The 18850-nt window shown below is 71.9% G+C and carries 17 protein-coding genes; 11 read left to right on the top strand and 6 right to left on the bottom strand.

Annotated elements, in window-relative coordinates; genetic code table 11:
• Positions 1-156: 156 nt before the first annotated feature.
• The 8 genes from gap to ABFY03_RS09765 all read left to right on the top strand — a co-directional run bounded on the left by gap (position 157) and on the right by ABFY03_RS09765 (position 7891).
• Complete coding sequence (gene gap / locus ABFY03_RS09800; RefSeq protein ID WP_031002762.1) at positions 157-1167, top strand: type I glyceraldehyde-3-phosphate dehydrogenase; 1011 nt, start codon at positions 157-159, stop codon at positions 1165-1167.
• Between the two features lie 118 nt (positions 1168-1285).
• Complete coding sequence (locus tag ABFY03_RS09795; protein WP_319011112.1) at positions 1286-2497, top strand: phosphoglycerate kinase; 1212 nt, start codon at positions 1286-1288, stop codon at positions 2495-2497.
• Positions 2498-2531: 34 nt separating this feature from the next.
• A complete protein-coding gene (tpiA, locus tag ABFY03_RS09790; protein WP_319011154.1) occupies positions 2532-3287 on the top strand; it encodes a triose-phosphate isomerase in 756 nt (251 codons plus the stop codon).
• Between the two features lie 105 nt (positions 3288-3392).
• Positions 3393-3623: a preprotein translocase subunit SecG gene (secG, locus tag ABFY03_RS09785; RefSeq protein ID WP_030205174.1), complete on the top strand. Its 231-nt coding sequence runs from the start codon at positions 3393-3395 to the stop codon at positions 3621-3623.
• Between the two features lie 77 nt (positions 3624-3700).
• Positions 3701-4036: an RNA polymerase-binding protein RbpA gene (locus ABFY03_RS09780; protein ID WP_003957010.1), complete on the top strand. Its 336-nt coding sequence runs from the start codon at positions 3701-3703 to the stop codon at positions 4034-4036.
• 154 nt (positions 4037-4190) lie between these two features.
• Positions 4191-5855, top strand: a complete 1665-nt coding sequence (gene pgi / locus ABFY03_RS09775; RefSeq protein WP_386723529.1) for a glucose-6-phosphate isomerase — start codon at positions 4191-4193, stop codon at positions 5853-5855.
• A 3-nt stretch (positions 5856-5858) separates the two neighbouring features.
• Complete coding sequence (locus ABFY03_RS09770; RefSeq protein WP_346169698.1) at positions 5859-6359, top strand: PH domain-containing protein; 501 nt, start codon at positions 5859-5861, stop codon at positions 6357-6359.
• On the top strand, positions 6356-7891 hold the full coding sequence (locus ABFY03_RS09765) for a PH domain-containing protein (protein WP_346169697.1): 1536 nt from the start codon (positions 6356-6358) through the stop codon (positions 7889-7891). The genes ABFY03_RS09770 and ABFY03_RS09765 overlap by 4 nt, the downstream gene beginning before the upstream one ends.
• Positions 7892-7923: 32 nt before the next feature.
• Here the strand turns inward: ABFY03_RS09765 and pgl are convergent, their stop codons facing one another.
• The 5 genes from pgl to tkt are packed head-to-tail and all read right to left on the bottom strand — an operon-like array spanning position 7924 to position 14553.
• Positions 7924-8706, bottom strand: a complete 783-nt coding sequence (gene pgl, locus ABFY03_RS09760; protein WP_319011109.1) for a 6-phosphogluconolactonase — start codon at positions 8704-8706, stop codon at positions 7924-7926.
• Positions 8703-9770 (bottom strand): glucose-6-phosphate dehydrogenase assembly protein OpcA, encoded by a 1068-nt coding sequence (gene opcA, locus ABFY03_RS09755; RefSeq protein ID WP_319011108.1) that lies wholly within the window; start codon positions 9768-9770, stop codon positions 8703-8705. The genes pgl and opcA overlap by 4 nt, the downstream gene beginning before the upstream one ends.
• Positions 9767-11299 (bottom strand): glucose-6-phosphate dehydrogenase, encoded by a 1533-nt coding sequence (gene zwf / locus ABFY03_RS09750; protein ID WP_319011107.1) that lies wholly within the window; start codon positions 11297-11299, stop codon positions 9767-9769. The genes opcA and zwf overlap by 4 nt, the downstream gene beginning before the upstream one ends.
• A 5-nt stretch (positions 11300-11304) precedes the next feature.
• Complete coding sequence (gene tal, locus ABFY03_RS09745) at positions 11305-12429, bottom strand: transaldolase (protein WP_346169696.1); 1125 nt, start codon at positions 12427-12429, stop codon at positions 11305-11307.
• Positions 12430-12465: 36 nt separating this feature from the next.
• Positions 12466-14553: a transketolase gene (gene tkt / locus ABFY03_RS09740; RefSeq protein WP_346169695.1), complete on the bottom strand. Its 2088-nt coding sequence runs from the start codon at positions 14551-14553 to the stop codon at positions 12466-12468.
• Between the two features lie 343 nt (positions 14554-14896).
• On the opposite strand from tkt, the gene ABFY03_RS09735 reads away from it, so the two are divergent.
• The 3 genes from ABFY03_RS09735 (at position 14897) to ABFY03_RS09725 (ending at position 17810) form a co-directional block, all read left to right on the top strand.
• Positions 14897-15850 (top strand): heme o synthase, encoded by a 954-nt coding sequence (locus ABFY03_RS09735; protein WP_346172229.1) that lies wholly within the window; start codon positions 14897-14899, stop codon positions 15848-15850.
• Between the two features lie 91 nt (positions 15851-15941).
• Complete coding sequence (locus ABFY03_RS09730; protein WP_319011104.1) at positions 15942-16286, top strand: hypothetical protein; 345 nt, start codon at positions 15942-15944, stop codon at positions 16284-16286.
• Positions 16287-16730: 444 nt separating this feature from the next.
• Positions 16731-17810 (top strand): amidohydrolase family protein, encoded by a 1080-nt coding sequence (locus ABFY03_RS09725; protein ID WP_346169694.1) that lies wholly within the window; start codon positions 16731-16733, stop codon positions 17808-17810.
• Positions 17811-17820: 10 nt separating this feature from the next.
• On the opposite strand, the gene ABFY03_RS09720 is transcribed toward ABFY03_RS09725, so the two are convergent.
• Positions 17821-18780, bottom strand: coding sequence for a COX15/CtaA family protein (locus ABFY03_RS09720; RefSeq protein WP_319011102.1), 960 nt, complete (start codon positions 18778-18780; stop codon positions 17821-17823).
• Positions 18781-18850 lie beyond the last annotated feature (70 nt).

The raw sequence follows: 18850 nt of genomic DNA, 5'->3' as shown, positions 1-18850 counted from the left end.
ATTTTCCGGTGACTTTCCGGGCTCGTACGGCTGCGCTCGATGTCACTCGGGGGCGTCCGGAGAGGTAGGGTCGGAAGCGGTCGGGGACATCCCAAAAAAATCAAGATCTCGCCGGTGTGACATTTCACCCGGCGTTCCTAACGAGGAGATCGGTTCGTGACGATCCGCGTAGGCATCAACGGCTTTGGCCGTATCGGTCGCAACTACTTCCGCGCGCTCCTTGAGCAGGGTGCCGACATCGAGGTCGTGGCCGTCAACGACCTGGGCGACACCGCGACCACGGCTCACCTGCTGAAGTACGACACCATCCTGGGCCGCCTCAAGGCCGAGGTCTCCCACACCGCCGACACCATCACCGTCGACGGCCACACCATCAAGGTGCTGTCCGAGCGCGACCCCGCCGACATCCCGTGGGGAGAGCTGGGCGTCGACGTCGTCATCGAGTCCACCGGCATCTTCACCAAGCGCGAGGACGCCGCCAAGCACCTCGCCGGCGGCGCCAAGAAGGTCCTCATCTCGGCTCCGGCCAAGGACGAGGACATCACCATCGTCATGGGCGTCAACCAGGACAAGTACGACCCGGCGAACCACCACGTCATCTCGAACGCGTCCTGCACCACCAACTGCGTCGCCCCGATGGCCAAGGTCCTCGACGAGAACTTCGGCATCGTCCGCGGTCTCATGACCACGGTGCACGCGTACACCAACGACCAGCGCATCCTGGACTTCCCGCACAAGGACCTGCGCCGCGCCCGCGCCGCCGCGGAGAACATCATCCCGACCACAACCGGTGCCGCCAAGGCCACCGCCCTGGTCCTCCCGCAGCTCAAGGGCAAGCTGGACGGCATCGCCATGCGCGTCCCGGTCCCCACCGGTTCCGCCACCGACCTGGTCGTCACCCTGGACCGCGAGGTCACCAAGGACGAGGTCAACGCCGCCTTCAAGAAGGCGGCCGAGGACGGCCCGCTCAAGGGCATCCTCTTCTACACCGAGGACCCGATCGTCTCCTCGGACATCGTCAGCGACCCGGCGTCGTGCACCTTCGACTCCTCGCTGACCATGGTCCAGGACGGCAACAGCGTCAAGGTCCTCGGCTGGTACGACAACGAGTGGGGCTACTCCAACCGTCTCGTCGACCTCACCACCTTCGTCGGCGGCCGGCTCTGACGTACTAGGGTTCAACAGGGCAGGGCTTTCGATGTGAGCAGGGCTCGGGCAGCGCGACGAAGCGCTGCGCGGGCCCTGTCTCGTGTGCTCCACCGCGTACCAAGGAGTCAGTGAACAGATGAAGACGATCGACGAGCTTCTCGGCGAGGGCGTCGAGGGCAAGCGGGTGTTCGTCCGCGCCGATCTCAACGTGCCGCTCGAAGGCACCACCATCACCGACGACGGCCGCATCCGCGCCGTCGTCCCCACGGTCAAGGCGCTCGCCGAGGCCGGCGCCCGGGTCGTGGTCGCCTCCCACCTGGGCCGCCCCAAGGGTGCCCCGGACCCGGCGTTCTCCCTCGCCCCCGCCGCCGCGCGGCTCGGCGAACTGCTCGGCGCCGAGGTGGCCTTCGCCACCGACACCGTCGGCGAGTCCGCCCGGGCCACCGTGGCGGGCCTGGCCGACGGCGGTGTCGCCGTCATCGAGAACCTGCGCTTCAACGCCGGCGAGACCTCGAAGGACGACGCCGAGCGCGCCGCCTTCGCCGACCAGCTGGCCGCCCTCGCCGACCTCTACGTCGGCGACGGCTTCGGCGCCGTCCACCGCAAGCACGCCTCGGTCTACGACCTCCCGGGCAAGCTGCCGCACGCCGCCGGCTACCTCATCGCCACCGAGGTCGGCGTCCTCAAGAAGCTGACGGAGGACGTCCGGCGGCCGTACGCGGTCGTCCTCGGCGGCGCCAAGGTCTCCGACAAGCTCGGCGTGATCGACCACCTCCTGGAGAAGGCCGACCGCATCCTCGTCGGCGGCGGCATGGCCTACACCTTCCTCAAGGCCCAGGGCCACGAGGTCGGCATCTCCCTCCTGCAGGAGGACCAGATCCCGGCCGTCCTCGACTACCTCAAGCGGGCCGAGGAGAAGGGCGTCGAGTTCGTCCTCCCCGTCGACGTCCTGGTCTCGCCCAGCTTCCCGGACCTCAAGACCAAGGCCCCCTCGAACCCCACCACGGTCGCCGCGGACGCCATCCCGGCCGACCAGGAGGGCCTGGACATCGGTCCGGAGACCCGCAAGCTGTACGCCTCGAAGCTCGCCGACGCGGCCACCGTCTTCTGGAACGGTCCGATGGGCGTCTTCGAGCACCCCGACTACGCCGAGGGCACCCGGGCCGTCGCCCAGGCGCTCGTCGACTCCCCGGCCTTCACCGTGGTCGGCGGCGGCGACTCCGCCGCCGCGGTCCGCATCCTGGGCTTCGACGAGAACGCGTTCGGCCACATCTCGACCGGTGGCGGCGCCTCCCTCGAATACCTCGAGGGCAAGAAGCTCCCCGGCCTCGTCGCACTGGAGAAGTGATCACCCCATGACCGAGACCACCCGCACCCCGCTGATGGCGGGCAACTGGAAGATGAACCTCAACCACCTGGAGGCCATCGCCCACGTCCAGAAGCTCGCCTTCTCGCTCACCGACAAGGACTACGCCGGCTGCGAGGTCGCCGTCCTCGTCCCCTTCACCGACCTGCGCTCCGTGCAGACCCTGATCGAGGGCGACAAGCTCAAGATCAAGTACGGCGCCCAGGACCTGTCGGCCCACGAGTCCGGCGCGTACACCGGTGAGATCTCCGGCGCCATGCTCGCCAAGCTGAACACCGGCTTCGTCGCCGTCGGCCACTCCGAGCGCCGCCAGTACCACGGCGAGTCCGACGAGCTGTGCAACGCCAAGGTGAAGGCCGCCTTCGCCCACGGCATCACCCCGATCCTCTGCGTCGGCGAGGAGCTGGACGTGCGCGAGGCCGGGAACGCCGTCGCGCACACCCTCGCCCAGGTCGAGGGCGGCCTGAAGGACGTCCCGGCCGAGCAGGCCGAGACCGTCGTCGTCGCGTACGAGCCGGTCTGGGCCATCGGCACCGGCAAGGTCTGCGGCGCCGCCGACGCCCAGGAGGTCTGCGGGGCGATCCGCGGCAAGCTCGCCGAGCTCTACACGCAGGACGTCGCCGACAAGATCCGCATCCAGTACGGCGGCTCCGTCAAGAGCGGCAACGTCGCCGAGATCATGGCGCAGCCCGACATCGACGGCGCCCTGGTGGGCGGTGCGTCGCTGGACGCGGACGAGTTCGTCAAGATCGTCCGCTTCCGCGACCAGTGACGATGTAGAGCGGCGGAGGAGATCCGTCGTACCCTGTCGGGGGTCGGGCCCGTGCCCGGCCCCCGTCCGTTATCAAGCTCCGAGGAAGTTGGTCCAGCCGTGGTTATGGGGTTCTCGATCGCCCTGATCGTCTTCAGCGCGCTGCTGATGCTGCTGGTGCTGATGCACAAGGGGAAGGGCGGCGGCCTCTCCGACATGTTCGGCGGCGGCATGCAGTCCTCCGTCGGCGGCTCCTCGGTCGCCGAGCGCAACCTCGACCGCATCACGGTCGTGGTCGGGCTGCTCTGGTTCGCCTGCATTGTCGTACTTGGTCTGCTCATGAAGCTGGACGGGTAACTCCGCACACTGGACGCGCGTTGGGCCTTCCGTAGACTGGGGCATCTTCGAGCACCATCACGCAGGGAGTTACGACCGTGGCAAGTGGCAACGCGATCCGGGGAAGCCGGGTCGGAGCGGGGCCGATGGGGGAGGCCGAGCGAGGCGAGTCGGCGCCGCGCCTCCGCATCTCCTTCTGGTGCTCGAACGGGCACGAGACCCAGCCGAGTTTCGCGAGCGACGCGCAGGTCCCGGACACCTGGGACTGCCCCCGCTGCGGGTTCCCGGCCGGCCAGGACCGGGACAACCCGCCGGACCCCCCGCGCACCGAGCCGTACAAGACCCACCTCGCCTACGTGCGCGAGCGGCGCAGCGACGCCGACGGCGAGGCGATCCTCGCCGAGGCGCTCGCCAAGCTCCGGGGCGAGATCTGAACGACCGCTGAACAGCAGGCCAAGGGCCCTGCCCGCGAACTCGGTTCGCGGGCCGGGCCCTTCGTCGTGTCCGGCGCCGGTGGCACGGAATGCCCCGGCCGATCAACTAGGTTGGAGAGGCAGCGGGGCAGACACGTACGAGAAGAAGTGGGCGATGTCCGAAATGACCACTGAAGGACGCATCAGGCTCAACCGGCTGCCCGAGTGGGCGGCCCTCGGCAAGCACCGGGAGCAGCTGGGCGCCACCCATCTGCGCGAGCTGTTCGCGGCCGACCCGGAGCGCGGCACCGGCTACACCCTGCGGGTCGGTGACCTCCACCTGGACTACTCCAAGCAGCTCGTCACCGACGAGACCCTGGAGCTGCTGCGCGAGCTGGCCGCCGCCACCGGCGTGGCGGAGCTGCGCGACGCCATGTTCCGCGGCGAGAAGATCAACACCACCGAGGACCGGGCCGTCCTCCACACCGCGCTGCGCGCCCCCCGCGACGCCGTGATCGAGGTGGACGGAGAGAACGTCGTCCCCAAGGTGCACGCCGTCCTCGACAAGATGGCCGGCTTCGCCGACACGGTGCGCTCCGGCGCCTGGACCGGCCACACCGGCAGGCCGATCAAGAACATCGTCAACATCGGCATCGGCGGCTCCGACCTCGGCCCCGCCATGGCCTACGAGGTCCTGCGCGCCTACACCCGGCGCGATCTGACGTTCCGTTTCGTCTCCAACGTCGACGGCGCCGACCTCCACGAGGCCGTCCGCGACCTCGACCCGGCCGAGACGCTCTTCATCGTCGCCTCGAAGACCTTCACCACCATCGAGACCGTCACCAACGCGACCTCCGCCCGCGACTGGCTCCTCACCGGTCTCGGGGCCGGCCAGGAGGCCGTCGCCAAGCACTTCGTGGCGCTCTCCACCAACGCCGAGAAGGTCCAGGACTTCGGCATCGACACGGCCAACATGTTCGAGTTCTGGGACTGGGTCGGCGGCCGCTACTCCTACGACTCCGCCATCGGCCTCTCCCTGATGATCGCCATCGGGCCGGACCACTTCCGCGAGATGCTCGACGGCTTCCACCTCGTCGACGAGCACTTCCGCACCGCCCCCGCGGAGGAGAACGCGCCGCTGCTGCTCGGCCTCCTCGGCGTCTGGTACGGCGGCTTCTTCGACGCCCAGTCGCACGCCGTCCTGCCGTACTCGCACTACCTGTCCAAGTTCACCGCCTACCTTCAGCAGCTCGACATGGAGTCCAACGGCAAGTCCGTGGACCGCCAGGGCGAGCCCGTCGACTGGCAGACCGGCCCGGTCGTCTGGGGCACCCCCGGCACCAACGGGCAGCACGCCTACTACCAGTTGATCCACCAGGGCACCAAGGTCATCCCCGCCGACTTCATCGGGTTCGCGCGGCCCGTCGCCGACCTGCTGCCCGGGCTCGTCGCCCAGCACGACCTGCTGATGGCGAACTTCTTCGCCCAGACCCAGGCCCTCGCCTTCGGCAAGACGCCGGAGGAGGTGCGCGCCGAAGGCGTGCCCGAGGAGCTCGTCCCGCACAAGACCTTCCAGGGCAACCACCCCACCACCACCATCCTCGCCGACGCCCTCACCCCCTCGGTCCTCGGCCAGCTGGTGGCGCTCTACGAGCACAAGGTCTTCGTCCAGGGCGCGATCTGGAACATCGACTCCTTCGACCAGTGGGGCGTCGAGCTCGGCAAGGTCCTCGCCAAGAAGATCGAGCCCGTCCTCACCGGCGACGCGAGCGCCGAGGGCCTCGACAGCTCCACCGCGGCCCTCGTCTCCGCCTACCGTGCGCTGCGCGGCCGGAGCTGAGTGATGGCGGGGGAGGAGGCGGTACGGCTCCGGCCGCCCAGGAACGCCGTGGACCGCAGGGCCCTCGGCTGGTGGCGCGCCCGCTGCCTCCTCTCCGCCGCCGTCCCGGTCGCCGTCCTGGCCGTGCTCGGTCTGCTGATCGAGCCGGCCAGGGGCTGGCTGCTCACCGCGGCGGCCGTCCTCGGGGCGACCGGACTGGCCGCCACCGCGTTCCTCCCCGTCTGGTGGTACCGGGTGCACCGCTGGGAGGTCACCGACGAGGCCGTGTACGTGCGCACGGGCGCCCTGTGGCAGGAGTGGCGGATCGCCCCGATGTCGCGGATCCAGACCGTGGACACCGTACGCGGTCCGCTGGAGCAGCTCTTCGGGCTCGCCACCGTCACCGTGACCACCGCCTCCTCCAAGGGCGCCCTGCGCGCCGAGGGGCTCGACCACGAGCTCGCCGCGGAGCTCGCCGAACGGCTCACCGCGCTCACCCGGGCGACCCCCGGGGACGCCACGTGACCCCCGCCGGCGAGGGGGAGTGGCGGGGCCTCGACCGGCGCACCCTCCTCGTCACCGCCGCCGTCCTCTGCGGGGTCGCGGCCGGTGCGGGGGTCCCGGTCGCTGCCGGGCTCGCCGGCTCCCGGCCGCTCTGGCAGGCCGTCGGCTGGGTCCTCGCCGGCGCCGCCCTGCTGGTCGGCGGCGGCACCGCCGCCGACTACGTGCGCTGGCGCCGCACCCGCTACCGGATCGGCCCCGACCGGGTCGACCTGCACACCGGGCTGCTCCTGCTCAAGCGCCGCTCGCTGGCCCGCGACCGGATCCGCAGCGTCGACCTCACCGCCAACCCGCTCCAGCGCGTCCTCGGCCTCGTCAAGGTCCGCATCGGCACCGGCGAGTCCACCGGCGGCGGCGAGTCCACCCTCGCACTCGAACTCGTCACCCGCGCCGAGGGCGAACGGCTCCGCCGCGCCCTCCTCGCCCGCCCGGCCGCCCCCGAGGCCGACCCGGCCCACGACGGCACGCTCGCCGTCCTCGACCCCCGCTGGATCCGCTACGCGCCCGTCTCCTTCGTCGCCCCGGCCCTCGGCGGGGCCGCCGCCGGGGCGGTGATGCAGGTCAGCGAGTGGTTCGGCGCCCAGGCCGAGGTCATCGACTGGATAGGGGACCGCTTCGCCTCCGTCTCGCTGCCCTGGATGATCGTCGACCTGGTCGTCCTCGCCACCCTCGCCGGCGCCGTCGGCGCCCTCGGCCTCTGGGTCGAGATGTGGTGGAACCACCGGCTGGAGCGCGAACCGGGCGGCACCCTCCGGGTCCGCCGCGGCCTCCTCACCGCCCGCTCGGTCTCCCTGGAGGAGCGCCGGCTGCGCGGGGTGGAGCTCGTCGAACCGCTCGGCGTACGGCTCCTCGGCGCCGCCCGGGTCGACGCCGTCGCCACCGGCCTCACCGAGGACGACGACGAGAAGCACACCGACCTCAAGGCGCTGCTGCCCGCCGTGCCCCGGGCCGTCGCCGACCGGGTCGCCGCCGAGGTGCTGCGCGCGCCCGTGCCGCCCACCGCCGTCCCGCTCACCGCCCACCCCCGCGCCGCCCGGACCCGGCGGCTGCGGTGGGCCCTGCTCGCCGTCCTGCTCCCCGCCGCCGTCCTCGCCCTCCTCGGGGCGCTCCTCACGCCGGTGCTGCTGTACGTGGCGGCGGGCTGGACCGTCGTGCTCGCGCCGCCCGCCGTGCTGCTCGCCCGGGACGCGTACCGCTCGCTCGGACACGCCCTGGGCGGCGCCTATCTGGTCACCCGGTCCGGCGCGGTACGGCGGAGCACGGTCGCCCTCCAGCGCTCCGGGATCATCGGCTGGACGGTCAAGCAGTCCTTCTTCCAGCGGCGCGCCGGGATCCTCACCCTCACCGCCACCACGGCCGCCGGAGAGGGCGCCTACGACGTCCTGGACACCGGCGAGACCGAGGGCCTGGCCTTCGCCGCCGAGGCCGTACCGGGGCTGCTCACGCCGTTCCTGGAGCCCGCGCGGACGACGGAGGCCCGGTCCACCGAGGGGTGAACCGGGCCTCCGGGGCCGTGCGCGAGCCTCCGTCAGGCGGAGACCGGCGGGTGCAGACCGGCGGGCAGCTTCGAGGCCGCCGCCGCGTCCATCAGCCACAGCGTGTGCTCGCGGCCGCGGGCGCCGGCCGCCGGTGCCTCGACGGGGTCCGGGCCGGACAGCGCGAAGGCCGCGGCCTCCGCCTTGTCCTCGCCGGCCGCCAGCAGCCAGACCTCCCGCGCCGCCCCGATCGCCGGGAGGGTCAGGGAGATCCGGGTCGGCGGCGGCTTCGGCGCCTGCCGCACCCCGACGACCGTCCGTCCGGTCTCCCGGACCGCAGGCAGCCCGGGGAAGAGCGAGGCCACGTGGGTGTCCGGGCCGACGCCCAGCATCAGCACGTCGAAGGACGGCACGCGCCCCTCGTCGCCGGGGCCGGCCGCGGCGGCCAGCTCGGCCGCGTAGGCCGCCGCGGCGGCGTCGGCGTCGTCCCCGTGCGGGCCGTCCGAGGCCGGCATGGCGTGCACCCGGGCCGGGTCCAGCGGGACCCGGTCGAGCAGCGCCTCGCGGGCCTGGGTGACGTTCCGCTCGGGGTCGCCCTCGGGCAGGAACCGCTCGTCGCCCCACCACAGGTCGAGCCGCGACCAGTCGATCGCGTCCCGGGCCGGCGCGGTGCCGAGCGCGGCGAGCAGCCCGTTGCCGTTGCGGCCGCCGGTCAGCACGACCGAGGCCGTGCCGCGGGCGGACTGGGCGTCCACGATCCGGGTGATCAGCCGGGCCGCAGCGGCCTCGGCCATCAGCTCCTTGTCCCGGTGGACCACCAGCCGGGGGGCGCTCACTTGGCCGCCGCCTTCTTGGCCGGGGCCTTCTTGGCGGGAGCCTTCCTCGCCGGCTCGTCGGCCGGTTCGGTCTCGGCCGCGGCGGCGGGCGCCGTGACGTCGGCGGGCTCCTCGGGCGCGGGGGCGGTGATCGCCGCCTCCTCGTCGAGTCGCTCCAGGCCGTACTTGAGCGCCGCCGCGTAGGTGTCGTCCGGGTCGAGCCGGCGCAGCTCCTCCGCGATCAGCTCGGACGTCTCGCGCCGCTTGAGCGCCACGGCACGGTCCGGCTGGCCCTGTATGGAGAGCGTGGCGAGCGAGCCGTCGGGCCGGTCGAGGACGATCGGTCCGGCGTCGGTCTCCAGGCGTACGGAGGTGAGGCCGGGCCCGCCCGAGCGGGAGCGCCGCACCGGCACCTTCAGCCGCTCGGCCAGCCACATCGCGAGCAGTTCGACGCTCGGGTTGAACTCCTCGCCCTCCACGTCGGCCGAGGTCACCTTGCAGTGGACCTGGTCGAGCGCGGCGGCCAGCATCGAGCGCCACGGGGTGATCCGGGTCCACGACAGGTCCGTGTCGCCGGGGGTGTAGGTGTCCGCGCGCGCGGTCAGCTCCTCGATGGGCTGCTCGGCGGCGTACGTGTCGGTCACCCGGCGCTGGGCGAGGGCGCCCAGCGGGTCGTTCGCCGGGTCGGTCGGCGCGTTCACCGGCCACCAGACGACGACGGGGGCGTCCGGGAGGAGCAGCGGCAGCACCACCGACTGCGCCTGGTCGACGACCTCGCCGTACAGCCGGAGGACGACCGTCTCCCCGGAGCCGGCGTCGGCGCCGAGGCGGACCTCGGCGTCGAGCCGGGTGTTGGCGCGGTCCCGCGGCGAGCGCGAGACCCGCTTGATCACCACGAGGGTCCGCGAGGGGTGCTCGCGCGACGCCTCGTTGGCCGCCTTCAGCGCGTCGTAGGCGTTCTCCTCGTCGGTGACGATGACGAGGGTGAGCACCATGCCGACGGCCGGGGTGCCGATCGCCCGCCGCCCGAGCACCAGCGCCTTGTTGATCTTGGAGGACGTGGTGTCCGTCAGGTCGGTCTTCATGGCCGGCGCCAGCTCCTGCCGTCTCGTGCGAGCATCTCGTCCGCCTCGACCGGTCCCCAGGTGCCGGACTCGTACTGGGCGGGCTTGCCGTGCGTGTCCCAGAACCGCTCGATCGGGTCGAGGATCTTCCAGGACAGCTCGACCTCCTCCACGCGCGGGAAGAGGTTGGAGTCGCCGAGCAGGACGTCCAGGATGAGCCGCTCGTACGCCTCGGGGCTGGACTCGGTGAAGGACTCGCCGTAGGCGAAGTCCATCGACACGTCCCGGATCTCCATCTGGGTGCCGGGCACCTTGGAGCCGAAGCGGACGGTGACGCCCTCGTCCGGCTGGACCCGGATGACGATGGCGTTGCGGCCCAGCTCCTCCGTCGACGTGTGGTCGAAGGGGGAGTGCGGGGCGCGCTGGAAGACCACCGCGATCTCGGTGACCCGGCGGCCGAGCCGCTTGCCGGTCCGCAGGTAGAAGGGGACGCCCGCCCAGCGGCGGTTGTCGATCTCCAGCTTGATCGCCGCGTAGGTGTCGGTCGTCGACTGGGGGTCGATGCCCTCTTCCTGGAGGTAGCCGACGGCCTTCGCGCCGCCCTGCCAGCCGGCCGCGTACTGACCGCGGACGGTGGACTTCGCCAGGTCCTTCGGGAGCCGGACGGCGCCCAGGACCTTGGTCTTCTCCGCGGCGAGCGCGTCGGCGTCGAAGGAGGCGGGCTCCTCCATCGCGGTCAGCGCGAGCAGCTGGAGCAGGTGGTTCTGGATGACGTCACGGGCGGCGCCGATGCCGTCGTAGTAGCCCGCGCGGCCGCCGATGCCGATGTCCTCGGCCATGGTGATCTGCACGTGGTCGACGTACGACCGGTTCCAGGTCGGCTCGAAGAGCGTGTTGGCGAAGCGGAGCGCCAGGATGTTCTGGACGGTCTCCTTGCCGAGGTAGTGGTCGATGCGGAAGACCGCCTCGGGCGGGAAGACCTCGTGGACGACCTCGTTGAGCTCCTTGGCGGAGGCGAGGTCGTGGCCGAAGGGCTTCTCGATGACGGCGCGGCGCCAGGAGCCGTTCTTCTGGTCGGCCAGGCCGTGCTTCTTCAGCTGCTGGACGACGAGCGGGAAGAACTTCGGCGGCACGGACAGGTAGAAGGCGAAGTTGCCCCCGGTGCCCTGCGCCTTGTCCAGCTCCTCGATGGTGTCCTTGAGCTGCTCGAACGCCTCGTCGCTGTCGAAGTCGCCCTGGACGAACCGCATGCCCTGGATGAGCTGCTGCCAGACCTCCTCGCGGAAGGGCGTGCGGGCGTGCTGCTTGACCGCGTCGTGGACCTCCTGGGCGAAGTCCTCGTCCTGCCACTCCCGGCGGGCGAAGCCGATGAGCGAGAAGCCCGGCGGCAGCAGGCCGCGGTTGGCCAGGTCGTAGACGGCGGGCATCAGCTTCTTACGGGACAAATCGCCCGTGACGCCGAAGATGACCAGGCCCGACGGCCCCGCGATGCGCGGGAGCCGTCGGTCTGCGGCGTCACGGAGCGGGTTGGCTCCGTCGACGGTGCTCACTGTGGTCAGCCCTCCGAAGGGGCGAGGCGCTTGAGCTCCGCCTCGGTCGAGCCGAGCAGGTCGTTCCAGGCCGCCTCGAACTTCTCGACGCCCTCGTCCTCCAGGAGCTGGACCACGTCGTCGTAGCTGATGCCCAGCTTGGCGACGGCCTCCAGGACCTCGCGGGAGGAGTCGTACGTGCCGCGCACGGTGTCGCCGGCGACCTCGCCGTGGTCGGCGGTGGCCTCCAGGGTCGCCTCCGGCATGGTGTTGACGGTGCCCGGGGCGACCAGGTCCACCACGTACAGCGTGTCCTTGTACGCCGGGTCCTTGACGCCGGTCGAGGCCCACAGCGGACGCTGCTTGTTGGCCTGCGCCTTGTCCAGGGCCGCCCAGCGCTCCGAGGAGTCCGAGAAGACCTCCTCGTACGCCTCGTAGGCGAGGCGCGCGTTGGCCAGGGCCGACTTGCCCTTGAGCGCCGTGGCCTCGTCGGTGCCGATGCCGTCCAGGCGCTTGTCGATCTCGGTGTCCACGCGGGACACGAAGAAGGACGCCACCGAGTGGATCTTCGACAGGTCGAGGCCGCGCTCGCGGGCCTTCTCCAGACCCGCCAGGTAGGCGTCCATGACCGCGCGGTAGCGCTCCAGCGAGAAGATCAGGGTCACGTTGACGCTGATGCCGAGGCCGATGACCTCGGTGATCGCCGGCAGGCCGGCCTTCGTCGCGGGGATCTTGATCAGGGTGTTCGGGCGGTCCACCAGCCAGGCCAGCTGCTTCGCCTCGGCGATCGTGGCGACCGTGTCGTGGGCGAGCCGCGGGTCGACCTCGATGGAGACCCGGCCGTCCTGGCCGTCGGTCGCGTCGAAGACCGGGCGCAGGATGTCGGCGGCGTCGCGGACGTCCGCCGTCGTGATCATGCGGATGGCCTCGTCCACGGTGACCTTGCGGGCGGCGAGGTCGGCCAGCTGCTGGTCGTAGCCGTGCCCCTCGGAGATCGCCTTCTGGAAGATCGACGGGTTGGTCGTCACGCCGACCACGTGGGACTGGTCGATGAGCTCGGCCAGGTTGCCGGACGTGATCCGCTGACGCGAGAGGTCGTCCAGCCAGATCGCGACGCCTTCGTCGGAGAGGCGCTTGAGAGCGTCTGTCATGAGAATTGCATCTCCAATAAGTCGTACGTATCCGCGTCAGCGCGCGGCGGCTGCGATCGATTCCCGGGCGGCGGAGGCGACGGCCTCCGGCGTGAAACCGAACTCACGGAAGAGGACCTTGGCGTCGGCCGAGGCACCGAAGTGCTCCAGGGAGACGATCCGGCCGGCGTCGCCGACGTACTTGTGCCAGGTCAGGCCGACACCGGCCTCGACGGCGACGCGCGCCTTGACGGCCGGCGGCAGGACCGAGTCCTTGTACGCCTGGTCCTGCTCCTCGAACCACTCGACGGACGGCATCGAGACCACCCGGGTCGGGACGCCGTCGGCCTGGAGCTGCTCACGGGCCTCGACGGCCAGGTGCACCTCGGAACCGGTCGCGATGATCACGACCTGCGGCTCGCCGCCTTCGGCGTCGAAGAGCACGTAGCCGCCCTTGGCCGCGTCCTCGTTCGGCGCGTACGTCGGCACGCCCTGACGGGTCAGCGCCAGACCGTGCGGGGCGCCCTTCAGGTACTCGCGGGTGTGCCGCTTCATGATCTCGCGCCAGGCGATCGCCGTCTCGTTGGCGTCGGCCGGGCGGACCACGTTCAGACCCGGGATCGCGCGCAGCGCGGCCAGGTGCTCCACCGGCTGGTGGGTCGGGCCGTCCTCGCCGAGACCGATCGAGTCGTGCGTCCACACGTAGGTCACCGGCAGGTGCATCAGGGCCGACAGGCGCACCGCGTTGCGCATGTAGTCCGAGAAGACCAGGAAGGTGCCGCCGTAGATGCGGGTGTTGCCGTGCAGCGCGATGCCGTTCATCTCCGCGGCCATGGCGTGCTCGCGGATGCCGAAGTGGATCGTGCGGCCGTACGGGTTCGCCTCCGGCAGCGGGTTGCCCTCGGGGAGGAAGGACGACGCCTTGTCGATCGTCGTGTTGTTCGAGCCCGCGAGGTCGGCGGAGCCGCCCCACAGCTCGGGGAGGACCTCGCCCAGCGCCTGGAGGACCTTGCCCGAGGCGGCACGGGTGGCGACGCTCTTGCCCGCCTCGAAGACCGGGAGCTTCTCCTCCCAGCCGGCCGGCAGCTCGTTCGCCTGGATCCGGTCGAACTCGGCGGCCCGCTCCGGGTTGGCCGTCCGCCACTCGGCGAGCTGCTTGTCCCAGGCGGCGCGGGCCTCGCGGCCGCGCTCGCCGAGCGCGCGGGTGTGGCGGATGACGTCGTCGCCGACCTCGAAGCTCTGCTCCGGGTCGAAGCCCAGCACGCGCTTGGTGGCCGCGACCTCCTCGGCGCCGAGCGCCGAGCCGTGCGCGGCCTCGGTGTTCTGCGCGTTCGGCGCCGGCCAGGCGATGATCGAGCGCATCGCGATGAACGACGGACGCTCGGTCTCGGCCTCGGCCGCGCGGATCGCCGCGTACAGGCCGGCCGGGTCCAGGTCGCCGTTCTCCTGCGGCTCGACGCGCTGCACGTGCCAGCCGTACGCCTCGTACCGCTTCATCGTGTCCTCGGACACGGCGGTCTCGGTGTCGCCCTCGATCGAGATGTGGTTGTCGTCCCACAGCAGGATCAGGTTGCCCAGCTTCTGGTGGCCCGCGAGCGAGGACGCCTCGGCGGAGATGCCCTCCTGGAGGCAGCCGTCGCCGGCGATCACGTAGACGCGGTGGTCGAACGGCGAGGTGCCCGGGGCGGCCTCGGGGTCGAACAGGCCGCGCTCGTAGCGGGCGGCCATCGCCATGCCCACGGCGTTCGCGACGCCCTGGCCCAGCGGGCCCGTGGTCGTCTCGACGCCGGCCGTGTGACCGTACTCGGGGTGGCCCGGGGTCTTCGAGCCCCAGGTGCGGAACGCCTTGAGGTCGTCCAGCTCCAGACCGAAGCCACCCAGGTACAGCTGGGTGTACAGGGTCAGCGAGGAGTGGCCCGCGGACAGCACGAACCGGTCGCGGCCCACCCACTCGGGGTCGGACGGGTCGTGGCGCATCACCTTCTGGAAGAGGGTGTACGCGGCCGGCGCGAGGCTCATCGCCGTACCCGGATGGCCGTTGCCGACCTTCTGTACGGCGTCCGCGGCCAGGATGCGGGCGGTGTCGACGGCCCGCTGGTCCAATTCGGTCCACTGGAGGTCTGTGGTGGTCGGCTTAGTGCTCACCCTGGGTCAGGGCTCCTCTCCACATGTCTGTAGCCGGTGACTGAGGGTGTACCGGCGCTGTCGAGCCTACCCCCGAAAAAGCCCCCTCTTTTCGTGTCCATGCCCCTCAAATGAGCGCTCAGAGCAAGAGTGCCGGTGGGCGTGGCGCTCCGCCTCCCGAACGGCTCGCCGAACCGTGTCCACCCCTTGATACGGGGCCGGACGCGCACGCAGGAGTGAGCCCCGCCAACACGACCCCACCCCCGCGAAGATCGGTGTCTGGGCAACGTCTACAGTGGCGTGGTACGCGCAAGTTTCACCCCGCCTTTATCCGGGGAACTTGCTGGGAATTTCTCTGTCAGGGGTGTGCGTGACGGCCGTCGAGTCCCGACCCGCAGGGGTCGTCTTGGCTACCGGCCCGGGGGGCCATCGGCCGTTCGGGGACCGCGTCAAGGCATTCGTGGCGCTGACCAAGCCGCGGATCATCGAACTGCTGCTCATCACCACCGTTCCGGTGATGTTCCTCGCCGAACAGGGCGTGCCCGACCTCTGGCTGGTGCTCGCCACCTGCTTCGGCGGCTACCTCTCGGCCGGCGGCGCCAACGCGCTGAACATGTACATCGACCGCGACATCGACGCGCTGATGGACCGCACCTCGCAGCGCCCGCTGGTCACCGGCATGGTCTCGCCGCGCGAGGGCCTGGTCTTCGGCCTCACCCTGGCCGTCGTCTCCACCCTCTGGTTCGGCCTGCTCGTCAACTGGCTCTCCGCCTGGCTCTCGCTCGGCGCCCTGCTCTTCTACGTCGTCGTCTACACGATGCTGCTGAAGCGGCGCACCGCGCAGAACATCGTCTGGGGCGGCATCGCCGGCTGCATGCCGGTCCTCATCGGCTGGTCCTCGGTCACGAACTCGATGTCCTGGGCCGCCGTCATCCTCTTCATGGTCATCTTCTTCTGGACGCCGCCGCACTACTGGCCGCTGTCGATGAAGGTGAAGGAGGACTACGCGCGCGTGGGCGTGCCGATGCTGCCGGTGATCGCCTCCAACAAGGTCGTCGCCAAGCAGATCGTCCTCTACAGCTGGGTCATGGTCGCGGTCTCGCTGCTGCTCACCCCGCTGGGCTACACCGGCTGGTTCTACACCGCCGTCGCCCTGGCCACCGGCGGCTGGTGGCTGTGGGAGGCGCACGCCCTGCTGAACCGCGCCAAGGCCGAGGTCACCGGCGCGAAGCTCAAGGAGATGCGCCTCTTCCACTGGTCCATCACCTATGTGTCGCTGCTCTTCGTGGCGGTCGCGGTGGACCCCTTCCTCCGCTAGCGGTTCTCCGGCTCCGACGGCCGGGTCGTGTGGGCTGAACCACGCGGCCCGGCCGTCGTCAGTCGATCTACCCCTCGGTAGCATCCTTGACATGGCAGACACCAAGGAAGAGACCACGGCCGTCTCCCCGCGTGCCGGGCGCAAGGCGGCCAAGCTGGCCAAGGAGATCCGCGCCTTCGGCAAGGAGCACGGCGGCGTCGAGGGCCAGATCGCCCACATCGGCCAGGCCGGCACCCGGATCGTCCTCGTCGGCGAGGACGGCGGCTGGGGCGACCTGGTGGCCCCCACCCACGCGATCGCCCAGCAGGCCGCCGAGCAGGCCGGCCTCACCCTGCACGACGAGTTCGACGGCGAGTTCGCCGCGAAGGTCGTCACCGGCCCCTACGAGTGGACCCGTATGGCCGGCATCCAGCTCGGCGGCCCCTCCAACGCGTGACCCGGCGACGGCCGGACCACCGCTGACGGCGGCGGCCCGACCCGCCGACCGGTGCCCACGGCCGGGACGGCCCGAGACCTCCGGCCGACCCGGCGACGCCCGCACCGTCCACCGCGACGGCGGGGCCGGGCGGCGGCCGGCGCCAAAGCCGGCCCGCGGCCGGATCGGGTGCGGCCGGCAGGGCCGAGGCGCCTGCGGCCGAACCGGCGGGGGCGAACCGTCCACGGCGGCGGCGACGGCTCGGGGCGGCCTGTGACCTCGTGCGGCGAGCGCGGCCGAGGCGGCCGGCGGCCCGTGCCGAGCCGCCCGTGGGGCGGGCGTGGCCACGGCTGGGCCGGCCTGCGGTGGCTGCGGCGGGTGACGTCGCGGGCGTCAGGCAACAACCTCGTGCGGGGGTCACCCGTTAGGACGTGTGGAGACACGTCTACGCGGGGAGCCCCCGAGATGATCGACACGCCGCGCCTGGTGGACCAGTACTGCCACGGGGTGCTCCGGACGGAGCTGGGCCTGGGCACCTTCGAGGCCCACCTCGGCCCGGCCGCCGTCCTGCCCGCCTCCGGGACCACCTTCTTCGACACCCAGACGGGCTTCGCCGTACGCCGCTGGTGCCCGCCGCTCCTCGGCCTCGAACCGCACTGCCCGCCCGCCCGCTACCTCGCCCGCCGCCGGGAGCTCGGGGTCGCGGAGACCGGCCGCCGGCTGCTGCGGGGCGCCGGCATCGCCACGTACCTCGTCGACACCGGCCTCCCGGGCGACCTCACGGGCCCCGCCGAACTCGCCGCCGCAGGCCGCGCCCGCGCCCACGAGATCGTCCGTCTCGAACCCCTCGCCGAGCAGGTCGCCGACACCTCGGGGACCGTCGACGCCTTCCTCGCCAACCTCACCGAGGCCGTCCAGGACGCCGCCGTGCACTCGGTCGCCTTCTCCTCGGTCTCCGCCGCGCGCTGCGGCCTCGCCGCCGTCGCGGAGCCCCCCGGGCGCGGCGAGGCCCGCCGGGCCGCCGGCCGCTGGCTCGCGGACCGCCCCGCGAAGGGGCCCCTCGACTCGCCGGTGCTGCTGCGCCACCTGCTGTGGATCGCGGTGGGCGCGGGACGGCCGCTCCAGCTGCACACCGGGTACCGTGACCCGGCCGGTCTGGCCGGCTTCGCCGCCGCCACCGCCGGGCTCGGCGCCGACCTCGTCCTGCTGCACGGCTCGCCGCACCACCGGACCGCCGCCCGGATGGCGGGTGCCTTCCCGCACGTCTACGCGGACCTGGGCGCCGCCCTGGCCCACACCGGGGCCCGGGCGGCGGACGTCCTCGCCGAGGTCCTGGAGCTGGCCCCGTTCGGCAAGCTGCTGTACTCCAGCGGCGCCCGCGCCCTGCCCGAGCTGCACGTGGTCGCCGCCAGCGCCTTCCGGGCCGCCCTGGGCCGGGTGCTGGGCGCCTGGGTCCTGGACGGTGCCTGGTCGCGTACGGACGCGCAGCGGGTCGCCGCGATGCTCGCCGCGGACAACGCGACGCGGGTCTACCGGCTGGGGTGAGCGGCCGGGCTCACGCCGTGGCGAGCTCCGGGTCCGCCTGGGCCGGGATGTCGGCCGTGGGCAGCGGGCGCTCGCGCAGGCTCAGGGCCAGCCGCAGCACCGCGATCCACATCAGCGAGGAGCCGAGCATGTGGGCCGCGACCAGCAGCTCCGGGACGCCGGTGAAGTACTGGACGTAGCCGATCCCGCCCTGGAGCAGCAGCACGATCAGCAGGTCGCGGGCGCGGGCCCGGGTGTCGTCCGGGGCGTCGACCACGCGGAGGACCAGCCACATCGCGACGGCGAGGGCGCAGACCGCCCAGGCGGCGACGGCGTGCAGGTGGGCGGCGTCCGTCCAGTCCCACGGCATCCGGGGCACGTCGCTGCTGTCGCCCGCGTGCTTGCCCGCGCCGGTCACCGTGGTGCCGAGCACGATCAGCAGGGCCGAGACCCCCGTGATCGCCCAGGACAGCTTCCGCACCGGCTTGGGCACGCGCGGGCGCGCGGGCGTGTCGCCCTCGCCGGCCCGGTGCCAGGTGATCACCGTGACGGTGAGCAGCGCGTTGGCGGCCAGGAAGTGGCCGGCCACGGTCCACGGGTTGAGGCCCATCCAGACGGTGATGCCGCCGATGACGGCGTTGCTCATCACGATCCAGAACTGCGCCCAGCCCCAGCGGGTGAGGCCGCGGCGCCACGGCTTGGTGGAGCGGGCGGCGATGATCGCCCAGCCGACGGCCGCCGACAGGACGTACGTCAGCATCCGGTTGCCGAACTCGACGAAGCCGTGGAAGCCCTGCTCGGCGGTGACGATGAGGCTGTCGTCCGTGCACTTCGGCCAGGTGTCGCAGCCGAGTCCGGAACCGGTCAGCCGGACCGCGCCACCCGTGACGATGATGAGCACGCTCATCACGACGGCGGAGAGCGCGGCGCGCCGGAGGATCCGGGGGGACGGGGTCCAGCGCTGGGCGATGAAGGCGAGGGGGGTCTGCACGGGCCCTATCGTAGGCAAGGGCTTGTGCACGCTTTCACGAGGGGTGGCTTGTCGGGAAACGTCACCCCCT

Origin of the sequence: Streptomyces roseofulvus, from assembly GCF_039534915.1 — a bacterium.
In the GTDB taxonomy this organism is placed as follows: Bacteria; Actinomycetota; Actinomycetes; order Streptomycetales; family Streptomycetaceae; genus Streptomyces; species Streptomyces roseofulvus.
Note: the sequence above shows the minus strand (reverse complement) of the source record. Positions and strands in the feature narration are given on the sequence as shown.